Raw genomic sequence first — 25,528 nt, 5'->3', positions numbered from 1 at the left:
TCGCAACATAACGATTCATTCCCCTTCATATGTTAGTTCCTAGGAGGTGTATGTGATGAATACATTTAAATTACCAGTTGGTATTCAACCGATTCATATCAAACATGATCGAGTAGATATTTTCAAACCACAAGTATCTTCTTACACGCCACCAGCTGCCCAACAAAAAATGAATCATGCCATATCAGATAGCCTAAATCAATTAATGAAAGATCAAGGTTACGGACAACCACAAACTGAATTAACTGGTGGATTTGACTTAAAAAACAACCAAAAAGGTGTCTTAAGTTTAACTCTTACAGTTTATTCATACTCAGGGGGTGCACATGGCCTTACTTTTACACGCGGGTTAACATTTAACAGTTTGACTGGTAAGCAATATACACTTGGAGAACTCTTTAAAAAGGATAGTAATTACAAAGTAAGGCTTAACACTCTAATCAAACAGCAGTTGCAGGAAAGAGGTTTAACCACCGACCTTCTCGTACCCTATCCCGGAATCACAGATACACAATCCTTTTATACCGCTGACCTCACATTGGTCATAATCTTTGATGTGTATAGCTTACTTCCATATGTTTATGGGACAATTTATTTCCCAATTTCACTTTATTCTTTTCAAGATATGATTAATGATGAGGGTCCGTTAGGTAAAATGTTTTCTTAAATTAGAAGGAATCCTCAGATGTACTTTTCTCACAACTGAGGATATCTCTTCATTTGATAGCCAAAAAGTCAATATTCCCCTAGCTTATATCCATAAAAATGCAGATCGACCGCAAAGATTTCCTCTACTAATGCCTTCGTTTCTTCGTTCAATAAACTATTAACTGTAGGTAAATCTTCATCATAGACAAAACTAATCACTCTGTTTGCATAATCACCCTCTAGCTTCATTCTTGATGAAAAATGATGTGAAGATCGTGCAATCTCATTCATTGGAGAGGCTTTTAGCCCTGCAATTCTTTCTAAATCCATTAATTCGTGTTGTAAATTCTCTAATCTCACATAATGAATAGGTGTCTGTTCCTCTCCAATGGTATATTGAGGTGCAATATGTTTGTCTAATTCATGTATACTTTCGCCGAAAGATTTCAATTTTAAGAGATAGCTTGTAAAGGACATACCTTCTAGAACAGTACTGCCTAATTGTTTAATTAGCCAATCCCCACTCAATGCATGATAAAAGGAACTAACCGCTCTCCTATATGGATTTCTAACAATTTTCACAATTGGTTTTTCACCATTTATAAGTTCCTCTTTTAATTCAACGTCGTAACCTGATCGTTTTCGAAGGACAAATTCACGATAGTTATGCGTCATTTCGACATTCAACTGAGACAAATCCCCAGCAGCTCCAATATGGTACATAAACCACTTATTTACAATTGTGCACCCGTTTTTCGGTACCCATAAGAGAACGTATGGAAAGTTGGTAGAAAAAAGCGGGATATAAAAAGGCATCATCATATTTTTTGCTACTATTTCAGGCATTCTTTTTGTCAATGTTCGTCGAACCCCTTTCTCCTACTTATAGAATATGAGAAAGGGAATAAGCGGTTACGAATTTGGTGATTTTCAGGCGAATGACCTGTACAAGCTGACCTGAAATACATATGCATAATAATAAGTGAGACAAATATCAGATTGGAGGTTATTTTTAAATGGATCGTAGAAAACACATCACTTGGTCTCAATCACAAGTCTCAAAAGAAAATCGGCAAAAATTACACAATCATAAAAGTTGTATGGTTTGGTTAACTGGATTATCAGGTTCTGGTAAATCAACCATAGCAAATATTGTACAAACTAAATTATACGAATTAAATATGAGTACTTATCTATTAGATGGTGATAACTTACGGCACGGTATCAATAAAAACTTAGGATTTAGTAGTGAAGATAGAAAAGAGAATATTCGACGCACAGCTGAAATAGGCAAATTATTTGTAGATGCAGGTATTGTTGTTTTGGCAGCACTAATTTCCCCGTTCGAGGAAGATCGAAAGCTAGCCCGCTTTCTTTTTACCGAAGATGAGTTTATTGAAATATATGTGGAATGTTCTTTAGAAGAATGTGAATTGCGAGATCCTAAAGGACTTTACAAGAAAGCCCGTTTAGGAGAAATCAAAAATTTTACTGGCATTGATCAAATATATGAACCTCCGCAGTCTCCAGACCTTGTTATTTCGACTAACTCAAAATCACCTGAAGAGTGTGCAAATGAACTTGTAAACTACTTAATTGAGCGACTTAAGTAAAGGAGGAATAATAGAAATGACAAACTCTATTCCACATGGTGGACATTTAATAAATAGAAAAAACCTAAATGCAAACACGAGCCATATCACTAAGCATATCAATCTCGATGGTACCTCTTTATCTGACCTTGAACTAATTAGTAATGGTGCTTATAGCCCTTTAGAAGGTTTTCTATGTTCAGATGACTATTATTCTGTCCTTCATGAAATGAGACTAGCCAATCACCTTATCTGGAGCATTCCAATTACATTACCTCTATCAAAAAAAGAAGCCGAGTTGTTAAAAATCAATGATAAAGCGAATTTAGTCTATGATGGTTGTGTTTATGGATATATTGAAATTAACGATATTTTTCTGCCAGATAAACAAAAAGAAGCCAGTATAATTTATCAAACACTCGACCGCAATCACCCAGGTGTCGACAAACTTTTTAATCGTGGTGAAGTTTATGTGGGTGGCAACGTCACATTGACAAAAGAAATCAAAAAACCATCTTTTCTTCAAGGGTTTCAATTAGAACCAGCAGAAGTAAGAAAATATATTGCTACCCAAGGATGGGAGACGGTTGTGGGATTTCAAACAAGAAACCCCGTTCATCGCGCACATGAATATATTCAAAAATTAGCATTAGAATTAGTCGATGGCTTACTGCTTCATCCCCTTGTTGGCGAAACAAAAAAAGATGATATTCCAGCAGAAACAAGAATGAAAAGCTATCAAGTTTTACTAGCACATTATTATCCGCAAGAAAGAGTTTTATTGTCATCTTATCCACAGGCAATGAGGTACGCGGGCCCAAGAGAAGCACTTCATCACGCGATTGCACGAAAAAATTATGGATGTACACATTTTATTGTTGGCAGAGACCATGCTGGTGTTGGTGATTATTATGGCACATATGATGCCCAGAAGATATTTTCAACATTCCCTAAGGAAGAACTAGGAATAACCATATTACCTTTTGAACACACCTTTTATTGCATTAAATGTGATGGCATGGCCTCACATAAAACATGTCCCCATGATACTTCTTTACACCTTCATCTTTCAGGAACAAGGGTAAGGGAAATGTTAAAACAAGGAACTACTCTCCCGAAGCAATTTAGTAGGCCAGAGGTTATTGAAATAATTATGGATGCTATGAAAAAGAAGGATTAAAGAATGTTTTGGGTTTTTCCATTCCTCATGGAGATAACTTCGTCTCAAATATAATTCTGTAGACCCTTTCATACATGCATTTGCTATTGGTACCTTGTCCTTATAAGCCAGGAATTAAAATCTCAACCAGCTCTAAATAGTTATCATGTATATAGTATTTATCTAAGGGTTCCTGGCTGATTTCAAACAATTAGTACCATCGCCTTTGAGCAAATACCTCCTTCATCTTTACCTATGCTGCCATTAATCAATCCGCTTATCTGGAGGATTTGTTCTTAGCTTATTGGACATCCTCTTAATAAACTCCCTTATAATTCTTGAAAGCCCATTATTCTTATGATAAATATAACCAAATGCATACGTATTATTAAGTGGGGGAGCGAAATCGACAATAACAAACTCACTACTTTTTGATAAACCGACATCTGTCTTAAAAGCATAATCAAATCCAATGTTGATTGCTGTATTGTTCTCTAGTGAATTCTTAATCGTATCAATATTATTTGTTATAAGACGAATATCTAAAGCGGGTAAATTAAACCTTTTCATAAAATCAGATATATAAATATCATCATACAAGATGATTGGTTGTCCTTTAAGCATTTCTTCAGTAATTTGGCTGTATTTTGTTAGTTGAGAATTCTTATTTATTGCAGCTACCATATGTCCATCCAATAACTTATTAAAGATCAACGTACGATATTTATGTTCTTCCTTCTCGTTATATGTAATAAGGCCAACATCAACCTCACCATCTTGAACTTTTTTAATAATTGCTTCTGTACTATTCTCATAAACAGCCGTTTTAATATCCGGAAAATCCATTTTTAGTTTTGAAATAACTTCCACCAAAATGCCCATGGGGCCAGGGTAAGTAGCAACTCTTATTTCCCCACTCATTGTATTTGTATAAGCTTCTGCTTCATCAATAAAATCTTGGTATGCTAATAGGACATACTTTGCTTTTTCGATAAGTTTATGCCCTTCCTCAGTAGGTACAGATCCCCTTCGTGAACGATGAAACAAAGTAATATTTAATTCACTTTCTAAACTTTTAATCGATTGACTTAATGCAGGTAAAGTCAAATGTAATTCATCTGCTGCTTGTTTTAAAGAACCTGTTCTAGCTATCACAACAATATATTTCAATTGTTCAATATTCATAAGAAGCATCCTCTTTAGTTAAGTTTTGATTAACCTTAGTTAATAATAACTAAATTTATCATAAGGTAAATTAGTTGTATACTTTTAATCGTAACAAATTATACAAAATATTTAGGGGATGTAATGATATGAAAGCATTAAGATGGCATAACCAAAAAGACATTCGTCTAGAAGATATTGACGAACCTATCGTTCAATCAGGGCAAGTAAAAATAAAAGTCAAATGGTGCGGTATTTGCGGAAGCGATTTACATGAATATCTAGGCGGACCTATTTTTATACCTGTTGATAAGCCACATCCATTAACAAATGAAACAGCCCCGATTACACTAGGACATGAATTCTCTGGAGAGATTGTCGAAATTGGCGACAGTGTAAGTAAGCTCAAAGTTGGTGACCGAGTAGTAGTAGAACCAATTTTTGCGACACACGGACACCAAGGTGCTTATAACTTAGACGAACAAATGGGATTTTTAGGCCTAGCAGGAGGTGGCGGTGGTTTTAGTGAATACGTAGCCGTTGATGAAGAGCTACTTTTTAAACTGCCAGATGATCTCTCTTTTGAACAAGGAGCCCTTGTCGAACCTGCTGCAGTAGCTCTCTATGCAGTACGATCTAGTAAAGTGAAAGCTGGAGATAAGGTAGCTGTATTTGGCTGCGGCCCAATCGGTTTACTTGTAATAGAAGCTTTAAAAGCCGCTGGCGCAACAGATATTTATGCTGTTGAACTTTCACCTGAACGACAAGCAAAAGCAAGAGAATTAGGGGCAACTATAATAAACCCAGCCGAAGTAGATGACACTGTTGCGGAAATTGCTAGATTAACTAATGGTGGTGTGAATGTCTCTTTTGAAGTTACTGGCGTACCAGTTGTACTTAAACAAGCAATTCAATCTACTGGAATTGGTGGGGAAACAATTATCGTAAGCATTTGGGAAAAAGGGGCAGAGATCCTTCCAAATGATATTGTAATGAAAGAACGGACTGTTAAAGGAATCATCGGATATCGTGATGTTTTCCCTGCCGTATTATCACTTATGCAAAAAGGCTACTTCCAAGCCAGCCAACTCGTTACGAAGAAGATTACCTTAGACGAGGTAATTGAAGAAGGTTTTGAAACATTGGTTAAAGAAAAAGCACAGGTCAAAATTTTAGTAAAATCTGAACAATCATGACATTACCACCCTAGCCAGCTATTTTAGCTGGCTACTTTTATATGAATTTAGATTCATTTCTCTTTAGCAAAATCCTCTATATCATTTCCCCATAAATGAGGTATTCCATTTGAGAAACACCTCATCTCATACACTTTCCATGCACTCTTGTACAAAAAAATCATATGTTAAATTAGATTACTTTTAAAGGGGAAGGACTATGAGGAAACTAATTATTTTTGCCTTTATTGGTTTTTTTGCACAGTTAATAGATGGCTCCCTTGGCATGGCGTATGGTGTAACTTCATCAACTCTTTTACTTACTTTTGGAATCGCTCCTGCTGTCGCCTCAGCATCTGTCCATTTAGCCGAAGTTGTAACGACTGCTGCCTCAGGTGCATCACACATAAAGTTTGGCAATGTTGACAAACAAGCGGTTTTTCGTTTAATTATTCCGGGATCAATTGGTGCATTTATAGGAGCTTGCTTCTTAAGTCAACTACCTGGTGATGTGGTTAAACCTTATATTGCTGGATTTCTACTTCTTTTAGGTTTATTTGTTTTTTTTCGGTTTCTTTTCCAATACGAAGTAAAAAGACAAAAACAAACTTTACATTTATCGCGAAAGCAAGCAATTCCACTTGGACTTATTGCCGGCTTTGCAGATGCAACAGGTGGTGGTGGATGGGGACCAATTGCCACACCTGTTTTACTATCCAAAAAAGGGATATCTGCTAGAAAAGTAATTGGCACAGTGGATACTAGTGAATTCGCCATTGCACTGTCTGCTAGCGTTGGTTTTTTCATTGCTTTAGGCTGGGAGGAACTGAATTGGACTTGGGTCATTGCTTTAATGATCGGTGGCATTATTGCTGCTCCTATTGCAGCTTGGTTAGTTAAAGTGTTGCCACCATATCTATTAGGAGTACTCGTTGGTGGATTTATTGTCCTTACTAACGCCAGGACGATCTTATTGACCTTCCAAACGCCTGATATATGGATTTATCTAATCTATGTCGTTATTTTCTTACTTTGGATTAGTGGTATTATTTTTGTCATCAGCAAGAATAAAAGAAATAAGAACTAGTCTCCATTACAAAAAAAGTCATCTTCTCTCGTTTTGGAAGATGACTTTTAAAATGGAAAAGAATGTGAGCGATAGTTAATTCCAAGTTCATTGAACCACTGATTGATTCCAGTCCAAAGATGCTCACAAGCTTCATATACAATTTCACTAATGTCCCAATCTCTTTGAAGAATAAGTTTCACTAATTGTTCATAGCCATGAGGTTTGGTGGCAATTCCTAATGATTCTTCAAGCATCCTTGTTTTTGAACGAAAATAATAACGATTAGCTAAGCCAATTAACTTAGCACCTTGTTCACAAAACTCCACTGCATTTAACAACAATGATGTTTCATCCTGAAGGAGCCTTAAGTTTCTTATTTTAGCCATCTTCACGTACAACTCTTCAATCATACACTTTTTCATTACATCTTTTATCTCGTAGCTAGATATTTGCAGGGGGATGCTTTTCATTTTTGAGAAAAACATAATCGGATCATAGATAGGCATCGTATGTATGAAACGTGCAACGTTTAATGACCAATCTGAATTTATTTCTTTCGCAGACGTTATGTATTGCTGTTTTTGCAGCGACTCAATGGTCACCTTAAACGGCGGATAAATAAACTGAAAATCATCGATTCGTTGTCCATCAAAAACAATCACTTGAAAATTTATATCTGAATAAGGACCATCCTCATCAAGGGCAAATGAGCCATAGACACCGATAGCCATGATTTTCTCATCATATACTTTTAATAAACGTTCCTTCACAATATCGATGAATCTGTCTTTTTCAATTCGAGATGTTGGTTGTGGAAGTAAAAACATGATATCACTGCTTTCGTTGACTGAAGATTTCCTTTAGAAAATGATAATAGGATAGGCATTCACAATATAGGATGATATTAACCGGTATACTTCTCTTCTATTATCGGTTAAATTTGAAAATAAGTCATCATTTTTGCAGAAAACTTACTTTGTCAGTTTGGCTCTTTTTACTCTATGGCTCTATGAAGGTATATATTGATAGTGAAGTAAAAATACAACTTCCATAAAAACTTTGCACGGTAAAAAATTCAAAATATTTTGATTTATTTTGAAGAACGAGTTATAATAAACAATGTATCATTAAATTATTATAAGGAGGATTATTAAAAATGGGTCATTCATATGTCAGACTTCGTATCTCAACTTTGAACTCATAAATTTAATACGTTCAAAGGCTCTGTTTTGTGTATACAGAGTAAACGGGATTAGTCTGCCCTTTTTAAATAATCTTCATTTCCTACAAAAAATATGTAATGTGAAGAAAGGCTGAGTTATGCTTTTCTTTTTTTACGTATGATTACCTTTCTTTTTTAGCAAAAAGTAGGTTTATTTGGTTGCGACTATCTAGGATTTCCCCTTATCTTATGAAGATAGGCTTTCTTCCCTCTACTCTGAATCACAGGCAGATCCCTTTGATTTATTAATTTTCGAAGGGAAGAGATAGATGACGAGGAAGAGTAAGAAGACCCATAAATACTGTGAAAAAAAATTAAAAAGTATGAAGTTCCCCAATTTTTCTGGCCAGCATCTGATGAGTAATAAGAAATTACTTAATGAAATTATTGAACGAGCAAATATAAATAGTAGTGATATAGTTTTAGAATTAGGAGCTGGGAAAGGAGCTTTAACCTCATTATTAGCGAACAGTGCAGGAAAGGTCCTTGCAGTAGAATATGATTTGAAGTATGTCGAAATTCTAAAGAAAAAAACGGCACAGAATATTAACACGCAAATTATCCATAAGGACATTATGAAGGTTTTTTTACCCAATGAGCATTTTGTCGTTGTCTCGAATATACCCTACTCCATTACAACTCCGATCATGAAGATGCTTTTAAATAATCCATCAAGTGGATTTCAAAAAGGGGTCATTGTAATGGAGAAAGGGGCTGCAAAACGCTTTACCTCAAAGTCAGTCAAAGATTCTTATGTGTTAGCTTGGAGAATGTGGTTTGATATACACTATATCAAAGACATCTCAAGAAATAATTTTTCTCCCCCACCCAAAGTAGATTCTGCAATGGTTCTAATAACTAGAAGGAAAGAACCCATTGTCCAGAAAAAATATTATTTAGCTTTCCTTGGACTGGCACAATATGCCCTAAAGCAATCTAATGCCCCTTTAGATATTGCTTTGCGAGGAATATTTACACTTCCACAGTTAAAACATATAAAAAAAAGCTTAGGTATTTCAAATGGAACACCCATTGGTTCTTTAACAAATACGCAATGGGGGATTGTGTTCAATACGATGATTAATTATGTTCAACGACCTTTATGGCCAAAAGTTAAAAAGAAGTAACTGGCTGAGGAAGAAACGAGTTATCTCTCTAATTCAAAGAAATGATTGAAAATTGAAATGTAATTATTGTACACCTATGTCAATAATTAGACCCATAAACCTGATGTTCTTCGTTTTAGTTATTTTGTACTCTAAGGAATGTCTAACTTTTGTAGACATTCCTTAGATCAATCTAATAATATTTTCCCCTTCTAAAACAAACCCGCCCCCTGCTTAAGTACGATGTTTCACAATGTGTTCATGTAATGTTTAAATTAAAGAGTTTCTTATGAGTCGCTTAGTACAATTTTTTTAGCAGATTGGTTTTTATTGAGGGATGGCTTTAGCTCAGCAATTAAGATTGCGATCATAATTAATACCGCACCCGTAACGGGTTTCAATAGAGAATTGTGCATTCCGCACATCCTATAATGTGTAAACCCGACTAGCAGACCAAAAAAACTACTACAGTAGCTAGTGACTGCAGCATTCACATTAAATTTAAGCGATAAAACGAATCATGGCAATCTCGTCACAAGCATCATTTTTAGGGCATGACATACAATCTACCCAAACCTTCTCTGGTAGTGAATGGCGAGACACTACAGTAAAATCACATTTAGCAAAGAATTCTTGCTCATAGGTTAATGAGATAAGCCTTTGTATCCCTAATTTCACAGCTTCTTCTGCCACTTTATTGACTAGCAGACGGCCGATTCCATTACCCGCATATTGATCATCTACAACAAGGGAGCGAATTTCAGCTAGATCTTCTCCCAATACATGTAAACCGGCAACGCCGACAATCTTCCCCTCTTCTTTCATTACATATAAACACTGTAAATGTTGATAGAGTGATAGATATGACCTTGGCAGGACAATGCCCTTATCAGCGTATACTTTGATTAATTGATGAATTTGTTTCACATCCGTACTAACTGCATTTAAAATTTCCATTGCCGTGAACCCCTTTTATGTGTAATATAATAAAAATACATCATAACGGATTTTTATTCAATATAATAATATGAAAAAAGGGAAAATTCAAATAAAAAATACAGATAGCTAAAAAGCTATCTGCAACTTTGTATTATTATTTTTCAACTATGCGCTTCATTGCATGAATTTGACCTAGATGATTTGCTTCATGGTAAGCAGACAACATTGCTAGTTGGCCTACAGTTTTTTGCCCTAATATTGCCTCAGGTAATTCTTGATTGAATACATCATTGGGGATTTTATTTATTCGAACGATTTGATCTTGTAGTTGATCAATTAAAAAATTTACAGACGGGACTTCTCCTGTCCAATCACTCGGCTTTGTGCCGTAACCAAATAACTGCAAATAATTCTCAGAAAGATGATCTGTGTTGTTTGGATAATTCATTATGAATTGCTCAGTCACTGTTAGAACATGTCCAATATGCCAATGGATTGTGTTATTGAAGCCTTCAGGTTGAACATCTAATAAATCTTGCGGGATGTTTTTTACTTCTCTTAATAGATTGTTTCTTGTTAATTCTAGTTGATACTTGATTGCTTCACTCATTTGTTAAACACTCCTTAAAATAAAATTTAACAGCTGCCATCTGTGCAAGCATCGCCTTGTTTAATTACATTCAATGGTTGGCTTTGCTTTTCCTCTTCGATTACTTTTGTTAATACTTCAGAAAAAACATTTGAAGGTTGAGCCCCTGAAACGGCATACTTGCGATTAAAGACAAAGAATGGAACACCTTGCACACCTAACTGTACACCCTCTTGCATATCTGCCTCTACTTCTTTTTTATATTGATCAGAAGCTAGAACAGATGTTACCTCTTCTTTATCTAATCCTACAGCTGCTGCGATATCAACTAATGATTCTATTTCCCCTACATGTTTTCCTTCGACAAAATAACTTTTAAGTAATTGCTCTTTCATTTCGCTCATCTTACCTTTTTCTTTTGCTAGGTGGATTAGGCGATGAGCATCTAAGGTATTTGTCATTTTAGCATCGTTTAGATGATAATCTAAGCCTACCTCATTCGCTTGTACCGTTACTTGTTTTTGCATTTGTTCAACTTGCTCAACAGACTGGCCGTATTTCTTTGCCAGCATTTGATTCATCGTTTCTGTAGTATTTTGTGGAGCATTTGGATCCAATTGAAAGCTTTTATACACCACTTCTACCTCATCTTTTTGATTGAAGCCATCAAGTGCATGTTCAAACTTTCTTTTGCCAATATAACAGAAAGGGCAAGCAATATCTGACCAAATTTCTACTTTCATTTTATTCCCTACTTTCTATAAACCTTTTAGTATTTGTTTAGTGACTGATAGTGCATCCATTACACGATCACTATTTGTTTTCGTACTGCTCATTACATTTATACCTTGAATGATCACCATAAGAAACCGCGCCAACAACAAGCTGTCTGTATGCGAAGTTATTGATTGATCTTTCTTTCCTCTATCAATAGCACTAATAAATACTTCTTCTATTTCTTGAAATTGCTCATTAATGAGCTGACAAAACGCTTGATCATGTGGACCCATTTCAATCGCTTCATTGCTTGTCATGCAACCACATGGTAAACCATCCTCTGCATGAACAATTTTTAATAAGAAGGTTTCTATTGCCTCATAACCATTAACGCCATTTTGTATGATGTCCTGAAGTTGTTTGAGCTGTTCCTCATGATACATACGAAAGGCGGCTATAAATAAGTCATATTTATTACCGTACGCTTGATAAATACTACTTTTACTTAAACCGGTGACTTCTTGTAGATCAGAGAGAGATGTTGCATGATATCCTTTTTTCCAAAACAAGATCATGACAGCTTTTAATTTTAATTGCGGATTAAAATTTAATGGACGAGCCAAAATGTCCTCCCTCCTTAATAAATGTAGTATACCAATTAAGTACCGATTAGTCCAAAACTAAAGTTACGCCATATATATAAACAGATCCTTTACTATGCAGGTCTGTATAGAAAAAATTTCCTTATAGCAAAAGGTTAATATTAAATGACCCGCATTGAAAATATAATTACAATTTTAGGAGAAGACGCCATACTTCCAAAAAATTGCGGCATGCTATAACAAATAATTGTTGATTGAGACCATTATATTATACATATAAAAGGTAAGATAAATAGATAACTAAAGATACAGTTAAACTGCTTAATAATGTAGAATAGAGCACAATTTGAGCAGTCAACTGAGGTTCCACGTTATATTCAAGAGCAATTGTAGCTGTATTTCTTGAAGTAGGAAAAGCACTGGCAATAAATAATGATTGTGCTAAAATCCCTTCAATTCCAAGAAGTGTAATAATAAGAAATGAAAGAGCTGGCCCTAATAATAAACGTCCAATTAAGCTCCACGTAATCACACGATGAAACGTTTTTAATTGTATTTGTGATAACTGCGCACCTAACAATAATAAAGCTAAACCAATAAAACCAGCTGCCAATTGATCTAAAGGAATCTCTATAAAAGTGGGAAGAGGGATGTTGAATAATAAGAAGAGATATCCTAATAGAAGGGCATGAATCACAGGCAATTTTACGAGCGACAATAGAAGTGAACCTATCGATCGGCTAGTTGAAAGAAGATTATACATACCATATGTAAAGGTTAAAATATTTTGCACTACAATTATAATAATTTGTACGGAAACACCTAGTGGATTAACAGTAAAAACAAGTTGACTCACAGGCAAACCATAATTATTTGAATTCATCAAGGAAATACTATTTTTTAACGTGGCTGCCTCTCCCTTATTTAAAGATAAACACTTCGCCATGATTTGCCCGATAATCATTAAAGCCACCGTAAAAATAAACAAATAGCTCAACAGTTGGCCTAATAAACTCGCATCAAAAGATGAGCGATAAATATGTAAAAAAATAGCTGCTGGCATAAAACAATTGGTTACTAACGTAGATAGTTGCTTCAATTGAAAAGAAAACTTTCTTTGCAAGAAAGCACCTAATGCCAATAAAAGAAGAATAGGGAAAATAATTTGCAAGAATATCTCAATAAAAAATGTCATATAGAAAAACACCTTTCCATTATAAACCTTCTATTCTTAGCTTAAGCAACACTAGGCCATAAGTAAATTCAATATTTATTATGTTTTTCAATAATTTTTCCTAATGTTCTGTTTGCATTTCTCAATAAATTGTTTGACAAGGATGGATTGTTCCTCGTTTTTACGTGTACAAATGGCAATTCTATGTTGTACAGAAACGCCCTCTACATAAACCCTTGCTAGTTGCCCATTTTTGATATGGTCTTTGACAACGAGTGAGGAAATAAAATTTGCTCCATATCCGGATATGACCGTAGAAATTGTTTCACTTAGTCCATCAAATTGCAGGGCAACCTTCGGCGGATTTAATTGGTTAGCATAACAAAGCGAGACCAAATGCTCACGCATGGAACTGCCTTCTTCTCGCATAATGAATGGCTCTTTGACCATTTCTTCAAGTTTAATCGTTTGATTGGCTAATCGATGATTTGCCCCTACAACAAACCATAGTTCATCTTCTAATAATTCGTACCAATCAACATTCTCCGGGCGTTCACCAATTCCACCATATATAGCAATATCTGCTTTATAATGTTGAAGTTGATCAAAAGCATCTTTCGTATTACTTGTAGAAATGACCAAATTGACCTTTTCATGTTCACGCTTAAAACTGGCTGCTAACTTAGGTAATAATAAGTTTGCAGGTAAATAGGTGGTAGCAATCCTTATCGTTCCTTCCTCACCATTACGGTAATCATCTATAAATGCTTCAATTTGCTTTTCTAAAGAAAACAAATGCTCTGCTTTACCAGCCAAAGCTATACCAAATTCAGTAAGAACGGCTTTTCTACCATTTTGTTGAAATAAAGGCACACCAATTTCATGTTCGAATTTCTTAATTTGGCTAGAAACAGCCGGTTGGCTAATATTTAATTGCTCAGCCGCTTTAGTGAAACTGCCGATTTTTGCCACTTGATAAAATAGTCTTAATCCATGTGTGTTCATTCAATCACCCTTTATTATAATTATTATTTATAAAACTATAAAAATAATATATTTTTTTTATTATAAATCATAACATATACTTAAAATAAAGAAACATACATTTTTCATAAAAGGGGAGATAATGATGGAAGATAAAATTGTGTGGTCTGATGTGGATGATTACTTAATCGACAAATTAATTACAATTGATAGTGAGCTCGAAGATATACTACGAGCAAATGAGGAAGCAGACTTACCTGCCATTGATGTATCACCAACTCAAGGAAAGCTTCTTTACTTAATCACAAAGTTACGTTCCCCTAAAAACATTCTAGAAATTGGCACCCTTGGAGGCTATAGTAGTCTTTGGTTTGCAAAAGCACTCAATAAAGGGGCTAAAATTTATACATTAGAAGCTAATTCAAAATATGCCAATGTTGCTCGTAAAAACATTGAACAGACTCCATTTTCAGATCAAGTTGAAATCATTGAGGGTAAAGCTTTAGAAACATTACCTATTCTTGATGAAAGAGAAGTGCAATTTGATTTAATATTTATCGATGCTGATAAAGAGAATAATCCAGCATACTTAAATTGGGCCTTAAAATTAGCTAATAAGGGAGCAGTAATTATTGCCGACAATATCGTTAGAAATGGAGAAATCATTGAAGAACATAGTACGGACCCTCGCATACAAGGTGTACGCTCCTTCTTCGACCTTCTTGAAAATCATCCCCAAGTAGAATCTACAGCTATACAAACAGTTGGTCAAAAAGGTTACGACGGATTTGTATTAGCCATTGTTAAATAGAAAAAAACTGAGTGATGATTATCACTCAGTTTTTTTATTAGTACAGGTATTGTCGGGATTCCTTTTATAGCTTTCTAACTTTTACTTCTGTCACACTATGGCCTTCGCCTTTTTCAATAATTAAATCAGCACGGTTCTTCGTGGGTAATATATTCTTCTTTAAATTTGTATGATTCGTTTCCTTCCAAATTCGGTCAGCAATTGCTAAAGCTTCCCCTTCACTCATTTTGGCAAACTTATTAAAATAAGATTTCGGATTTTTAAAAGCCGTACTCCTAAGTAGTTGGAATCTTTCTTTGTACCATTTCTCAACATTCGCTTCCTCAGCGTCGATATAAATAGAGAAGTCAAAGAAGTCTGAGATAAAGGGCTTATCTTTACCTCTCACATTTTTAGGTGGCTGTAAGACATTAATTCCTTCAACAATGACAATATCAGGCTCCGTAAGCGTTTGCATCTCATCACGAACAATATTATACGTTAAATGTGAATAGACAGGTGCCTGCACAACTGATTGACCCGATTTTAATTCAGAAAGAAACTTGAAGAGCTTACTGATATCATAACTTTCTGGGAAGCCTTTCTTCTTCATAAGTCCCTTTGATTCTAATATTTCATTTGGGTAGAGAAATCCATCCGTTGTTACTAGGTCTACCTTAGGCTGTTCAGGCCACTCAGAAATCAAATATTGAATCATTCTAGCCGTTGTACTTTTACCAACTGCCACACTTCCTGCAATACCAATAATATAAGGAACCTTCTTTGTCTCCATCTGTAAGAAATGATTGCTATCTTTATGCATGTTTTTTGCATTTAAATAGTACAAATTCAAAAGTTGGGAAATAGGCTGATATACTTCTGTTACTTCTGACAATGATAATCGGTCATTTACCCCTTGTAATGACTGCAAATCCAAATCCTCTAAAGGAATGGTTGATCTCCTACTGAGTGCTGACCATTCACTTCGATTAAAAGTTAAATAGGGTGAGTAATCCTTTGTTAATTGTTTATTCAACTTTTTGTCCTCACTAACCTTAACATTTTCAATTCTTGAGTTTATTTTAACATATCATACAGTTTTTTCAGCTTTTTTATTTTTCCAAATGGAAAAAATCGATTTTTCAAGCGTTTATCTATTATCCCGTACTACAACGTCACTATGCTTCTTACTTTACTCCGAATATAAGATTTTAATCATATCGTCATTACTTTCCCCATTCTTTCACTCCACATTCCAATTACCATATCTAACCTTAATCATGTCTTATATGGTTTCACCCCTCATTCTCATTGTTGTTAGGTGTTCACTATATATCATCGAAAAAAAAAGCACTGCGACATGCAGTACCTTTTTCAATATAATTGTTAATTATTCTTTAATCTTATCCCTACTAAATGGCCACCTCTTTCCAGTGGGCCGTTTCGCATAATCAAGTAGGATAAAGCCATACCGCATAAACCAGCGAATCCTAATATGTGAATGAATGTAAGTAAATGATTAATAAATAAGTCAATTATTTTACCCATTCCTTCATTTGTAAACCAAACAACCAATATGCCACCGAAAATCGTTATCCCAATTAATAGCCTAATTGTACCTAAATAAAACCATAGACTATTGACTAATAATAAGACACCAAATAAAAAAACACACAGCACAACATCAGCCCACCAATAAAGAACTGGATTATCACTTTGAAATAATAAGCCAACATGTTGCAATTGAACTGGATTAACATTGTTCTCTGATAAATATAAATTTAACTGATACATCACATTAAGAAAAGCCGTATTAATACAGATAAATAAAACTGTATTAATTATTGTACTTAAAAGATACTGCCGCCTTGTTCCTCCTAGTGAAAGAACATACTTATATGTTTTATTATAGAGTAAAAACGGATAAATGAGAAAAAATCCATATATAGGTCCAAAAATCGCACCAGTGAAATTCTCACCAATTAAATAGCCACTAATAGAAAAAAGAATAAGTATGCTCACAGTAATAGAGAGAATAATAATTGTCTGTTTCTTCAAATCTTCGAACATTAATTTAAACGGTCCATTAAATGTAGAGAACATGTTAATCTCTCCCTTCCTGCGTCATTGTTTTTTGCACCAGATAGTCTTGCAACGAAACATTTTCTAGACGAACCTTATTTGCATTCGCGATTGTGTGCCATTCATCTGTTATTACATCATCAATCATTACTTGCATTTGGTTACGTAACTTTTTCTGTTGAAGTATTTGGTGGTGACTCTGCACTAGCTTTTGCACTTCTTCTACAGGCCCAGTTAACATGAGCCCCCTTCGCTTTAACTCTTCCGTATCGGTATAACTAGCTAATGTTTTGTTATGAATAACAGCTATTTTCTCACATAGTGGTTCAATTTCCTCTATATGATGAGAGGAAAGTATAAACAAACGTGGATGGTCTTCATATGTCTCTAACAATACATCATAGAATTGTTTTCTTCTAAATGCGTCTAACCCATTTGTCGGTTCATCCATAATTGTTACTGGCGCCTTACTAGCCAAGCCAATGACGATTTTTATCATTGTTTGCATCCCTTTAGAAAATTTCCTTATCAGCTTCTTCTTAGGTAATTCAAATAATTCCACCAGCTCTTCAGCATATTGCTGATCCCAATTTGGATTGAAATACGCTCCAAACATTAATGCATCTTTCACATTCCAAAACTCAGAAAACGGATGATTTTCCTGCATATAAGCAATATACTTCATCCCTTCTGAATGATTGTAGGGCGAGATTCCATGAATATCAATGACGCCATTTTTGGGTTTCTCCAAACCTGCCAACAGCTTCATTAATGTCGTTTTACCTGCGCCATTCCGACCCCAAAGTCCCATAATAATGGGCTCTTCTTCTACTAAGTTTACATTCTTTAAAGCAAGTGTGGATCCGTAGTTAAAATCGATCCCTTGAATCTTAATCATTATTCCCCCCCCTTATAAGTCGAAGAATTTCTTCTTCTTTTAAATGGATGCGCTTCGCTTCATCTAACATAGGTAGCACATATTGTTTATAGAAATCTGCTTGCCTTTCTTTTAATAACAACGCCTTCGCTCCTTTCGCTACAAACATACCAACACCTCGCTGTTTAAATACCAGCTCCTTATCTACAAGAAGCCCTAAACCTTTTTGTGCTGTTGCTCGATTGATTTGATAAAACTGAGAAAGCTCTGTCGTCGAAGGTACTTGATCTCCCTCTTTTAAGTGACCATCAACAATATCATCTGCTATCGTTTCCGCCAATTGTTGAAATATTGGCTTAGAATCATCAAAGACTGATTTCACTTTTAACCCCTTCCTACCTAGTTGATAGGTTGATTACTCGTGTAACCAACTATACATCATTTTATGTACCTTGTAAAGTCAACGTGAATACTATTTGTAATAACCTTTTGATCACTATCAAGAAAATATAAGAAAAATAAAAAAGAACTGCCATTAATGACAGTTCTCAAAAAAATTTACCAAGGTCTTTTAGGACCCCAACCGCCTGTTTGACAAGGGTTGTAAGGCTGACCACACATGATATGTTGTTCTTTACACTCATTTACAACGGATTCAGTGTGTGGGAAGTAATGTTTGTGCGTAATACAGTGTTTATTAACATTTGTAGTATGACTAGGGTGTACATGATTGATATTTGTGTTTGAATAATTCGGCTTTACATATTGCTGAGTTGGAGAAACTTGAGTTGGACCTTGTTGTGCTGGTGAATGAGATGGGGATAAGAATTGCGGTTGACCACCCCATGGACCAGTTTGAGCACCTGCTACTTGGTGAGGCAATTGTGCACCTGTTTGCGCACCTGCCACTTGATGAGGCAATTGTGCACCCGATTGCGCACCTGCCACCTGATTTGGGTTATTCCATTGTTTATAGCTCACGCTAAGACCTCCATTCTGTTTTATTCCTTAATAAGGTATGTTGGAAGGTGATAAGTTGTCTAATACAAACACCTATATTAAGTACAGAAATTTCATTCGGTCCAATTGCTATTTAGCTGTAAACGCATAAACAGATAATGGCGTGATTTCATTCGTCACGCGAAAATCTTCTAACATGGACATTTGTGACAAGATAAGCGACCTTAGCTTTTCAGGTATTTCTCCTAATTGCTCTAACTCAGTATGCAAGTCCCTTACTAATTTAGTCACTTCCCATTTTGCATCTTGCAGCTCTGGTGAGAAAATAATATGTTCTTTCTCTATATCCCAGCCTGCCTCTCTCACCACTTTTTGTATATCAAATGGGGTAAACAATGTACGAATATTAGCATCACTTTCTTTTTTGAAAGACTCATATTGGGCTTGAATAAGAACGGATAATAAATGTGGATACTGTTCAACCACACTTATTCTCGTATCCCACTCAGCGAAACATAAGTTCTTTCCCCATTTTTTCACTTTTTTCATTAATGCGGCAAACTCCTCAATTGAGTTCATATACCATGCACAATGTGAGAAAACGATATGATCAAAAGATTTTTCCAAGAACTCAATTTGGTCAGATAATAAATCCATATGGAAATCGATATGAATTTGTTTGCCAATTTTTGAATTTAACATATAAGATATGGATTCACCGAGTGTAATAGGGGTTCCATAAGTAGGAGAAGCAATATCAATACCGTGAACAAACCCTTCCTCACCGACTAAATAAGCTAGTACTGCTGTGGTGTCACCTTGGCCACTACCTATTTCTAAAACACGATCGCCTTCTTTAATGCCCCAAAATTCTGCCAATTTCAACCGATGTACTGTTTGTACCTTTTGTATTTCAAAATTTGTCGCCATACAATCTGTAATGATGTCGACACCATTCATAGGTCCACCTGCCGCTTCAAATTTTATAAGAATATTTGCTATACTTTAGATAAGTATACTTCATTAAATAAAAAGGGGGTAGAAAAATTTGCAAGCACTCGCAGTCTTTTGTGGTTCAAGCCAAGGGGCACATCCCTCTTATATGAAAGGGGCACAGGTTTTAGGAGAGCAATTAGCTAAAAGAAGCATCACACTCATATATGGCGGTTCAAGTATTGGTTTAATGGGGGCAGTAGCAGATAGTACATTAGCCAACGGCGGAAAAGTAATTGGTGTCATTCCTAAATTCCTTCAAGATAAAGAAATTGCCCATCCGAACTTAAGTGATCTAGTCATCGTTGATTCTATGCATGAAAGAAAACATAAAATGGAAGAACTTGCCGATGGATTTATTATGCTTCCAGGTGGCTGCGGAACATTAGAAGAGTTTTTTGAAGTATTTACTTGGGGACAGTTAGGATTACATCAAAAACCTATTGGTATCCTCAATATTGATCACTATTTTGACCTCTTAATTTCACTGATTGCTCATATGAATGAACAACAATTTTTACAGGACAAATTTTTAAAAATGGCACTAGTTAGCGAGAGTCCTGCTGATTTAATTCAGCAATTTTATACTTATACGCCTCCTGAGGTCAAAACATTTATTAGAAAGAGCCAAACTTAAACCCTCATTTTTTTGAATAGATTTAAAAAAAATGTGTAACTCATCAAAAAAAGGTTATATATATAGTACAATCTATTTCTAAAAAGGAGACGATCCAAATGGCTAAGAAATTATTTACAGCAACAGTTACAGTAAGTGGTGGTCGAGAAGGTACAGCGGTATCGGAGGATGGTAACTTTAATGTCGCAATAGCAATGCCAGGAACACCTAGAGCGAAAGAAATGCCCGAAGCGACAAATCCAGAACAATTATTCGCTGCAGGATATGCTGCTTGCTTTGAAAGTGCCCTGCAAGGTGTATCTAAAATGGATCGGACACCGATAGATACGGAAGTAATTGGCAATGTCAGTCTCTTTAAGGATGAAAAAGAAGGCTATAGCTTACAAGTGAAATTAAATATTAAAGCAAAAGGAACCGATCAAGCGACATTAGAAAAACTGGTTCATAAAGCGCATGAAACTTGTCCGTATTCTAAAGCTGTACGCAATAACATCGAAGTCATCTTAGAACCGCATGCAGTAGAACAATTATAGTAAATCAAAGTTAAAAAAACTCGCCAAATGGCGAGTTTTATTTTGTTTCATCCTCAACATATACTCTTTTTACAAAGAAAGATAAAACCAGTCCGATGATTGAAGCAATTAGCCCAAGATAAAACGCTGTTTGAACACCAGTTGTTAGTGCTTCAGCTGCGATAGCTGTATTTGCCATACCTTCTTTAGGTATATAGCTGGATTGGCCTGCTGCCATTAAACTAATAGCAACGGCAGTACCAATAGCACCAGCAATTTGCGATAGTGTATTCATAATAGCTGATCCATCTGGATAATGCCTTCTTGACAGCTGATTTAATCCATTCGTTTGAGCTGGCATCATAATCATCGCCACGCCGATTAACATCACCGTATGAAGGAAAATAATCAAAGCTGAACTCGTTTCCGTCGTTACTCTAGTAAATAAAAAGGTCATAATCGTTGTTAAAACGAAACCAGGTATAATTAAATACCTTGGACCAAACCGGTCAAAAAGTCGCCCTGTAACTGGAGACATTAAACCGTTAATTAAACCACCTGGTAGTAATACAAGACCTGCTGCTAGTGCAGTTAGTAATAATCCACCTTTTAAGTAGAGTGGTAATAGGATAGCAGACGATAAAATCATCATCATACATAAGAAAACCATAATGGTTCCTAAAGAAAACATTGGATGAGCGAAAACACGTAAATCGAGCATTGGCTCTGGGCTACGTAACTGGCGGATAGAGAATAACAATAAACTAATTACACCAATTACAATTGGTAAGAGTACCAAAGGACTAACCCACGAACCATTTCCCTCTCCTGCACTACTAAACCCGTATACAACGCCACCAAAACCAATCGTCGATAATAACAATGAAACAAAATCAATTCGGGGCTTCGTAATGGTAGAAACATTTTGCATAAAAGCCATTCCAACAACTAAAGTAATGATTAATATAGGTAATGATAACCAAAATATAGAATGCCATCCCCATTGATCAATTAATAACCCTGAAATGGTCGGACCGATAGCAGGTGCACACATAATGACTAAGCCCATAAGTCCCATCACACTTCCACGCTTATTTGCAGGGAAAATAAGTAGGATCACATTCGTCATTAATGGTAATAGCAATGCTGTCCCTATCGCTTGGATCACACGACATATTAATAGCATAGGAAAACTAATTGATAACGCGCCAATCAATGTACCAATAATCGAGAATATAAGGGAAGCAGCGAATAATTGCCTCGTACTGAACCATTGAATAAGTAATCCCGAAACTGGTACTAAAACACCAAGTACTAATAAAAACCCTGTTGTCAGCCACTGAACCGCATGAGGTTCAATCTGATAGTCCACCATAATATTCGTAAAAGCCATGTTAAGTGCCGTTTCACTAAATAATCCAATAAAAGCAGCAATCATTAACACAATTGCAATCGGCAAAGGCTTGATCTCGACTTGTTGTAAATCATTTATCTTCTCTGTCATTTTCTTTCTCCTTCTATAATATCTCGAATAAAACACCATCCCTCCTATTCTACATGATTCACGCCGAATTTGCCTATCAGTTAGCTCATCTTTTCAATTTGCAAATATATGCCACTTTCGTCTCTATAGAAAAGTCAATTTCCTTTTAGTGTTCTAAATTACGGTTATATAAGACGGTTGCGCTAAGCTCTTCTGCTTTTTCAACAAGTTTGACTTCTTTTAAGCCACTTGAGGTAACTACGCTTCTCCTGAGAGCCGTAGTCTCTCCTTTTTTGAGAATCATATTCTAAATGGTTACACTCTAATACTCCAACATATTATAGACTTTCAACTTTCCAAAAGAAAAAGCCAGCTCATCGCCGACTTCTCATCCTTTTGACATATCTCCAAACCCCTCACCAAACACATCGCGTACATCATGTATGGCAACAAAGGCTGTGTGATCCGTTGCTAAAACAATTTTTTTCAATTTCATAATTTCTTGTTTACTAATGACAATATATAGTACTTCCTTTGCTTGCTTTGTATAATATCCTCTTCCGTTCATTACTGTTACTCCACGGTCGAGTTTTTGATTGATTTGTTGGGCAATCGTGTCTGACTCTTTTGATATAATTGTGACAGCCTTTTTAGGATTTAATCCTTCAATAATAAGCTCCATCACTTTTGTACCGACATATAACATAATAAGTGTAATCATTACTTTCTCTGCACCAATAATGAAATAAGAACTTAAGACAACAAGAATATCAAAAAATAATAAGCTATAACTAATACTCCATCCTAAAAACTTATTTGTCATCTTCGCAAGAATGGTTGTTCCAGCTGTAGTACCACCAACACGAATAATTAATCCGATACCAACTCCAGAGAATATTCCTCCAAAAATGGCATTAACTAATATCTCATTCGAATCAATGTTCCACCCTTCAGTTAAATGTAAGGAAAGAGAAAGCGAAATAACAGCAATAATCGTATATATAACGGTTTGTTTCGTTAAAAATTTATAACCTGCAATCAATAAAATGGCATTTAATATGAAACTCACTAATCCTGGAGACCATTCAAAAAGATAATAGAATATAATTGTCAATCCAGTAACTCCGCCCTCACTAAGTTCACTCGGGATGACAAACAGATTAATAGCTAATGCAAAAAGAAACGCACCAAAGACAATGACAATACTATCCCATATATATTTTTTCATGGCTTCTATCCTCCATCATTCAATTCGCTCTCTATTTGAGGCACCACTGCATTTTATCATGGGGTGATTAGTGACGACAATAGATTTTAGAAATAATGAATGAAAATCATTCATTAAAAAATAATTATGAATTATCTTTTAACTCAAAGGTAAGGAAAAAAACTTATCATTACTTTCTACAATTAAAAAGTTGCGAGTGCCGAGCATCTCGCAACTTTTTCACACATCTTAAATGATGATATAGTTTACCTAACTCTTTTGTATCTCATGTTGACTGACAGCTAATCGCTTAACTATTTGTTCACTATCATCGTTTAAACCTCGAACTCTAACGGAATTTCCGTTTTCTTTGAGCTTCAAGATCGCTTTATCCAACGCACCAACACCTGAATCATCCCAAATATGAGCTTGAGTGAAATCCAATACAATCGTCTCTTTTTTTACGTCAAAATCTATTTTTTCTAAAAAAGCATCAACAGAGACAAAGAATATTTGGCCTTGAACCTGATAATTTGTTAAACAATTTGTGTGGTCGATTGTCTTTGTTATTTTTACCTTTGATATTTTCGCTGCGAAGCATATAGCACTTAATATGACACCTGCAATAACACCTTTAGATAAGTCATGTGTGTACACAACGATCCCGACTGTAACTAACATCACTAACGAATCAGATAATGGTGCCTTTCTCAAATAAGCAAAAGAAGACCAATCAAAGGTACCTATAGAGACCATAACCATAATACCTACTAACACAGGCATTGGAATTTGGACAACGACCCCTCCTAACACAAGGATTAAAAACATTAATACAAGTCCAGCTATAAGCGTTGATAGACGTCCTCGACCACCCGACTTCACATTGATAACGGATTGTCCAATCATTGCACAACCTGCCATTCCCCCAAAGAAACCCGTTACAAAGTTAGCAATCCCTTGCCCTCTTGCTTCTTTATTCTTATCTCCAACAGTATCAGTCATATCGTCAACAATTTGAGTAGTTAATAATGACTCAAGCAACCCAACAATTGCCAAAGCAACAGAAAAGGGGAGTATAATCATCAATGTTTCTAAATTAAATGGGACATTCGGTATGAAGAAGCTTGGTAATGTTTGTGAAATCGCTCCTAAATCCCCGACCGTTTTCATATCAGCTTGAAAAAAGATAGCGGCGGCTGAAAGGAAAACGATCGCAATGAGTGGAGCCGGTATGACCTTGATAAATCTTGGTACAATATAAATAATTAAAAGAGTAATAGCTAAAAAGATGAAAGTCATATAAGACTCTCCTAAAATATGGGGCACCTGAGCCATAAAAATGAGAATGGCAAGTGCATTAACAAACCCCACATGACTGCTCTCGGGATAAATTTCATTACCTTAGCTATTTTAAATACACCGAATAAAAACTGAATGACTCCTGTTAAAATAGTTGCAGCAAGTAAATAATCCAAACCGTATTCTTTTACTAAAGGAACCATTAAGAGTGCCATTGCTCCAGTTGCTGCAGATATCATTCCGGGTCTCCCACCTGTAACAGAGATAATAATAGCAATACAAACAGATGCATATAACCCTACCATTGGATCAACACCAGCTATAATAGAAAAGGCGATTGCCTCTGGGATAAGTGCGAGTGCAACTACAATGCCTGATAAAATATCTCCTCTAATATTTGAAAACCACTGTTCTTTCCATGTGATCAATCCTAAACACCTCATTCACGTCTTTTTTTAGGCAATGAGAAGATTTTAACACAAAAAGTTTCATAAAGGAACGTTTTTGGGATTAATTATGTCATATCAAGAAATTTTCAGGTGATGTGA

At 35.5% G+C, this 25,528-nt stretch carries 27 protein-coding genes and 1 pseudogene; 9 read left to right on the top strand and 19 right to left on the bottom strand.

Annotated features, from left to right (window positions below):
- The first annotated feature begins 55 nt into the window (after positions 1-55).
- Positions 56-667: a DUF3298 and DUF4163 domain-containing protein gene (locus tag MKX83_RS06200; RefSeq protein WP_341054607.1), complete on the top strand. Its 612-nt coding sequence runs from the start codon at positions 56-58 to the stop codon at positions 665-667.
- 68 nt (positions 668-735) lie between these two features.
- Here MKX83_RS06200 and MKX83_RS06195 read toward each other — a convergent pair whose 3' ends face one another.
- Positions 736-1,506 carry a sulfotransferase family 2 domain-containing protein gene (locus MKX83_RS06195; protein WP_307318596.1) on the bottom strand — a complete coding sequence of 257 codons (771 nt, stop codon included), beginning with the start codon at positions 1,504-1,506 and terminating at the stop codon, positions 736-738.
- A gap of 158 nt (positions 1,507-1,664) precedes the next feature.
- Here MKX83_RS06195 and cysC point away from each other — a divergent pair, with 158 nt between their 5' ends.
- Positions 1,665-2,261: an adenylyl-sulfate kinase gene (gene cysC, locus MKX83_RS06190; protein WP_095370236.1), complete on the top strand. Its 597-nt coding sequence runs from the start codon at positions 1,665-1,667 to the stop codon at positions 2,259-2,261.
- A gap of 16 nt (positions 2,262-2,277) precedes the next feature.
- Positions 2,278-3,420: a sulfate adenylyltransferase gene (gene sat / locus MKX83_RS06185; protein ID WP_341054604.1), complete on the top strand. Its 1,143-nt coding sequence runs from the start codon at positions 2,278-2,280 to the stop codon at positions 3,418-3,420.
- A 243-nt stretch (positions 3,421-3,663) separates the two neighbouring features.
- Here the strand turns inward: sat and MKX83_RS06180 are convergent, their stop codons facing one another.
- On the bottom strand, positions 3,664-4,584 hold the full coding sequence (locus tag MKX83_RS06180; protein WP_341054602.1) for a LysR family transcriptional regulator: 921 nt from the start codon (positions 4,582-4,584) through the stop codon (positions 3,664-3,666).
- A 128-nt stretch (positions 4,585-4,712) separates the two neighbouring features.
- Here MKX83_RS06180 and MKX83_RS06175 point away from each other — a divergent pair, with 128 nt between their 5' ends.
- Positions 4,713-5,759 (top strand): 2,3-butanediol dehydrogenase, encoded by a 1,047-nt coding sequence (locus MKX83_RS06175; protein ID WP_224935024.1) that lies wholly within the window; start codon positions 4,713-4,715, stop codon positions 5,757-5,759.
- Between the two features lie 199 nt (positions 5,760-5,958).
- Positions 5,959-6,825, top strand: coding sequence for a sulfite exporter TauE/SafE family protein (locus MKX83_RS06170; RefSeq protein ID WP_095370240.1), 867 nt, complete (start codon positions 5,959-5,961; stop codon positions 6,823-6,825).
- A gap of 47 nt (positions 6,826-6,872) precedes the next feature.
- On the opposite strand, the gene MKX83_RS06165 is transcribed toward MKX83_RS06170, so the two are convergent.
- Positions 6,873-7,634, bottom strand: a complete 762-nt coding sequence (locus tag MKX83_RS06165) for a kanamycin nucleotidyltransferase C-terminal domain-containing protein (protein WP_095370241.1) — start codon at positions 7,632-7,634, stop codon at positions 6,873-6,875.
- Positions 7,635-8,298: 664 nt separating this feature from the next.
- On the opposite strand from MKX83_RS06165, the gene erm reads away from it, so the two are divergent.
- Positions 8,299-9,156: a 23S ribosomal RNA methyltransferase Erm gene (erm, locus tag MKX83_RS06160; RefSeq protein WP_224935020.1), complete on the top strand. Its 858-nt coding sequence runs from the start codon at positions 8,299-8,301 to the stop codon at positions 9,154-9,156.
- 266 nt (positions 9,157-9,422) lie between these two features.
- Here the strand turns inward: erm and MKX83_RS06155 are convergent, their stop codons facing one another.
- The 7 genes from MKX83_RS06155 to MKX83_RS06125 all read right to left on the bottom strand — a co-directional run bounded on the left by MKX83_RS06155 (position 9,423) and on the right by MKX83_RS06125 (position 14,161).
- Complete coding sequence (locus MKX83_RS06155; protein WP_263624095.1) at positions 9,423-9,551, bottom strand: hypothetical protein; 129 nt, start codon at positions 9,549-9,551, stop codon at positions 9,423-9,425.
- A gap of 85 nt (positions 9,552-9,636) precedes the next feature.
- The gene (locus MKX83_RS06150) at positions 9,637-10,092 is read right to left on the bottom strand and encodes an N-acetyltransferase (RefSeq protein WP_095370245.1); all 456 of its coding nucleotides are present in this window, start codon (positions 10,090-10,092) and stop codon (positions 9,637-9,639) included.
- A 136-nt stretch (positions 10,093-10,228) separates the two neighbouring features.
- Positions 10,229-10,684, bottom strand: coding sequence for a DinB family protein (locus MKX83_RS06145; RefSeq protein ID WP_095370246.1), 456 nt, complete (start codon positions 10,682-10,684; stop codon positions 10,229-10,231).
- Between the two features lie 26 nt (positions 10,685-10,710).
- Positions 10,711-11,406 carry a DsbA family oxidoreductase gene (locus tag MKX83_RS06140; protein ID WP_322909986.1) on the bottom strand — a complete coding sequence of 232 codons (696 nt, stop codon included), beginning with the start codon at positions 11,404-11,406 and terminating at the stop codon, positions 10,711-10,713.
- Between the two features lie 15 nt (positions 11,407-11,421).
- Positions 11,422-12,003, bottom strand: coding sequence for a TetR/AcrR family transcriptional regulator (locus MKX83_RS06135; RefSeq protein WP_340978146.1), 582 nt, complete (start codon positions 12,001-12,003; stop codon positions 11,422-11,424).
- Positions 12,004-12,250: 247 nt separating this feature from the next.
- Positions 12,251-13,177 carry an AEC family transporter gene (locus MKX83_RS06130; protein ID WP_340978145.1) on the bottom strand — a complete coding sequence of 309 codons (927 nt, stop codon included), beginning with the start codon at positions 13,175-13,177 and terminating at the stop codon, positions 12,251-12,253.
- 87 nt (positions 13,178-13,264) lie between these two features.
- Positions 13,265-14,161, bottom strand: coding sequence for a LysR family transcriptional regulator (locus MKX83_RS06125; protein WP_095370250.1), 897 nt, complete (start codon positions 14,159-14,161; stop codon positions 13,265-13,267).
- A 124-nt stretch (positions 14,162-14,285) separates the two neighbouring features.
- Between MKX83_RS06125 and MKX83_RS06120 the strand changes: the two genes are divergently transcribed.
- Positions 14,286-14,951 (top strand): O-methyltransferase, encoded by a 666-nt coding sequence (locus MKX83_RS06120; RefSeq protein ID WP_095370251.1) that lies wholly within the window; start codon positions 14,286-14,288, stop codon positions 14,949-14,951.
- 64 nt (positions 14,952-15,015) lie between these two features.
- Here MKX83_RS06120 and coaA read toward each other — a convergent pair whose 3' ends face one another.
- From coaA to MKX83_RS06090, 6 genes are all read right to left on the bottom strand, one after another.
- Positions 15,016-15,966, bottom strand: a complete 951-nt coding sequence (coaA, locus tag MKX83_RS06115) for a type I pantothenate kinase (protein ID WP_095370252.1) — start codon at positions 15,964-15,966, stop codon at positions 15,016-15,018.
- 350 nt (positions 15,967-16,316) lie between these two features.
- Positions 16,317-17,033 carry a hypothetical protein gene (locus tag MKX83_RS06110; protein ID WP_095370253.1) on the bottom strand — a complete coding sequence of 239 codons (717 nt, stop codon included), beginning with the start codon at positions 17,031-17,033 and terminating at the stop codon, positions 16,317-16,319.
- 1 nt (position 17,034) lies between these two features.
- Positions 17,035-17,910: an ATP-binding cassette domain-containing protein gene (locus MKX83_RS06105; RefSeq protein ID WP_095370254.1), complete on the bottom strand. Its 876-nt coding sequence runs from the start codon at positions 17,908-17,910 to the stop codon at positions 17,035-17,037.
- Entirely contained in the window at positions 17,903-18,271 is a 369-nt protein-coding gene (locus MKX83_RS06100) for a GntR family transcriptional regulator (RefSeq protein WP_095370255.1), read from the bottom strand. Before MKX83_RS06100 ends, MKX83_RS06105 begins: the two co-directional genes overlap by 8 nt.
- Before the next feature lie 176 nt (positions 18,272-18,447).
- Positions 18,448-18,870, bottom strand: coding sequence for a CotD family spore coat protein (locus MKX83_RS06095; protein WP_233435294.1), 423 nt, complete (start codon positions 18,868-18,870; stop codon positions 18,448-18,450).
- Positions 18,871-18,978: 108 nt separating this feature from the next.
- Positions 18,979-19,809 carry a class I SAM-dependent methyltransferase gene (locus MKX83_RS06090; protein WP_341054598.1) on the bottom strand — a complete coding sequence of 277 codons (831 nt, stop codon included), beginning with the start codon at positions 19,807-19,809 and terminating at the stop codon, positions 18,979-18,981.
- An 88-nt stretch (positions 19,810-19,897) separates the two neighbouring features.
- Here MKX83_RS06090 and MKX83_RS06085 point away from each other — a divergent pair, with 88 nt between their 5' ends.
- Together MKX83_RS06085 and MKX83_RS06080 are read left to right on the top strand one after the other, a co-directional pair.
- Positions 19,898-20,479, top strand: a complete 582-nt coding sequence (locus MKX83_RS06085) for an LOG family protein (protein WP_322909981.1) — start codon at positions 19,898-19,900, stop codon at positions 20,477-20,479.
- 98 nt (positions 20,480-20,577) lie between these two features.
- Positions 20,578-21,012 (top strand): organic hydroperoxide resistance protein, encoded by a 435-nt coding sequence (locus MKX83_RS06080; protein ID WP_095370258.1) that lies wholly within the window; start codon positions 20,578-20,580, stop codon positions 21,010-21,012.
- A gap of 37 nt (positions 21,013-21,049) precedes the next feature.
- On the opposite strand, the gene MKX83_RS06075 is transcribed toward MKX83_RS06080, so the two are convergent.
- The 3 genes and pseudogenes from MKX83_RS06075 to MKX83_RS06065 all read right to left on the bottom strand — a co-directional run bounded on the left by MKX83_RS06075 (position 21,050) and on the right by MKX83_RS06065 (position 25,423).
- Entirely contained in the window at positions 21,050-22,495 is a 1,446-nt protein-coding gene (locus MKX83_RS06075; RefSeq protein ID WP_095370259.1) for an MDR family MFS transporter, read from the bottom strand.
- A gap of 367 nt (positions 22,496-22,862) precedes the next feature.
- Positions 22,863-23,702: a YitT family protein gene (locus MKX83_RS06070; protein ID WP_251162892.1), complete on the bottom strand. Its 840-nt coding sequence runs from the start codon at positions 23,700-23,702 to the stop codon at positions 22,863-22,865.
- A gap of 249 nt (positions 23,703-23,951) precedes the next feature.
- Positions 23,952-25,423 (bottom strand): annotated as a pseudogene (locus MKX83_RS06065) (SulP family inorganic anion transporter).
- Positions 25,424-25,528: the final 105 nt, after the last annotated feature.

The sequence above is a fragment of the Cytobacillus sp. FSL M8-0252 genome (genome assembly GCF_038007345.1).
Lineage (GTDB): Bacteria > Bacillota > Bacilli > Bacillales > Cytobacillaceae > Cytobacillus > Cytobacillus kochii.
The sequence above is the reverse complement of the archived record's forward strand: the minus strand, read 5'-3'. Positions and strand labels throughout refer to the sequence as shown.

Coding starts and splice junctions, on each gene's coding strand:
- MKX83_RS06200 (WP_341054607.1), top strand. CDS start 56: ATGAATACATTTAAATTACCAGTTGGTATTCAACCGATTCATATCAAA.
- cysC (WP_095370236.1), top strand. CDS start 1,665: ATGGATCGTAGAAAACACATCACTTGGTCTCAATCACAAGTCTCAAAA.
- sat (WP_341054604.1), top strand. CDS start 2,278: ATGACAAACTCTATTCCACATGGTGGACATTTAATAAATAGAAAAAAC.
- MKX83_RS06180 (WP_341054602.1), bottom strand. CDS start 4,584: ATGAATATTGAACAATTGAAATATATTGTTGTGATAGCTAGAACAGGT.
- MKX83_RS06175 (WP_224935024.1), top strand. CDS start 4,713: ATGAAAGCATTAAGATGGCATAACCAAAAAGACATTCGTCTAGAAGAT.
- MKX83_RS06170 (WP_095370240.1), top strand. CDS start 5,959: ATGAGGAAACTAATTATTTTTGCCTTTATTGGTTTTTTTGCACAGTTA.
- MKX83_RS06165 (WP_095370241.1), bottom strand. CDS start 7,634: ATGTTTTTACTTCCACAACCAACATCTCGAATTGAAAAAGACAGATTC.
- erm (WP_224935020.1), top strand. CDS start 8,299: ATGACGAGGAAGAGTAAGAAGACCCATAAATACTGTGAAAAAAAATTA.
- MKX83_RS06155 (WP_263624095.1), bottom strand. CDS start 9,551: ATGCACAATTCTCTATTGAAACCCGTTACGGGTGCGGTATTAATTATG.
- MKX83_RS06150 (WP_095370245.1), bottom strand. CDS start 10,092: ATGGAAATTTTAAATGCAGTTAGTACGGATGTGAAACAAATTCATCAA.
- MKX83_RS06145 (WP_095370246.1), bottom strand. CDS start 10,684: ATGAGTGAAGCAATCAAGTATCAACTAGAATTAACAAGAAACAATCTA.
- MKX83_RS06140 (WP_322909986.1), bottom strand. CDS start 11,406: ATGAAAGTAGAAATTTGGTCAGATATTGCTTGCCCTTTCTGTTATATT.
- MKX83_RS06130 (WP_340978145.1), bottom strand. CDS start 13,177: ATGACATTTTTTATTGAGATATTCTTGCAAATTATTTTCCCTATTCTT.
- MKX83_RS06125 (WP_095370250.1), bottom strand. CDS start 14,161: ATGAACACACATGGATTAAGACTATTTTATCAAGTGGCAAAAATCGGC.
- MKX83_RS06120 (WP_095370251.1), top strand. CDS start 14,286: ATGGAAGATAAAATTGTGTGGTCTGATGTGGATGATTACTTAATCGAC.
- MKX83_RS06110 (WP_095370253.1), bottom strand. CDS start 17,033: ATGTTCTCTACATTTAATGGACCGTTTAAATTAATGTTCGAAGATTTG.
- MKX83_RS06105 (WP_095370254.1), bottom strand. CDS start 17,910: ATGATTAAGATTCAAGGGATCGATTTTAACTACGGATCCACACTTGCT.
- MKX83_RS06090 (WP_341054598.1), bottom strand. CDS start 19,809: ATGAATGGTGTCGACATCATTACAGATTGTATGGCGACAAATTTTGAA.
- MKX83_RS06080 (WP_095370258.1), top strand. CDS start 20,578: ATGGCTAAGAAATTATTTACAGCAACAGTTACAGTAAGTGGTGGTCGA.
- MKX83_RS06075 (WP_095370259.1), bottom strand. CDS start 22,495: ATGACAGAGAAGATAAATGATTTACAACAAGTCGAGATCAAGCCTTTG.
- MKX83_RS06070 (WP_251162892.1), bottom strand. CDS start 23,702: ATGAAAAAATATATATGGGATAGTATTGTCATTGTCTTTGGTGCGTTT.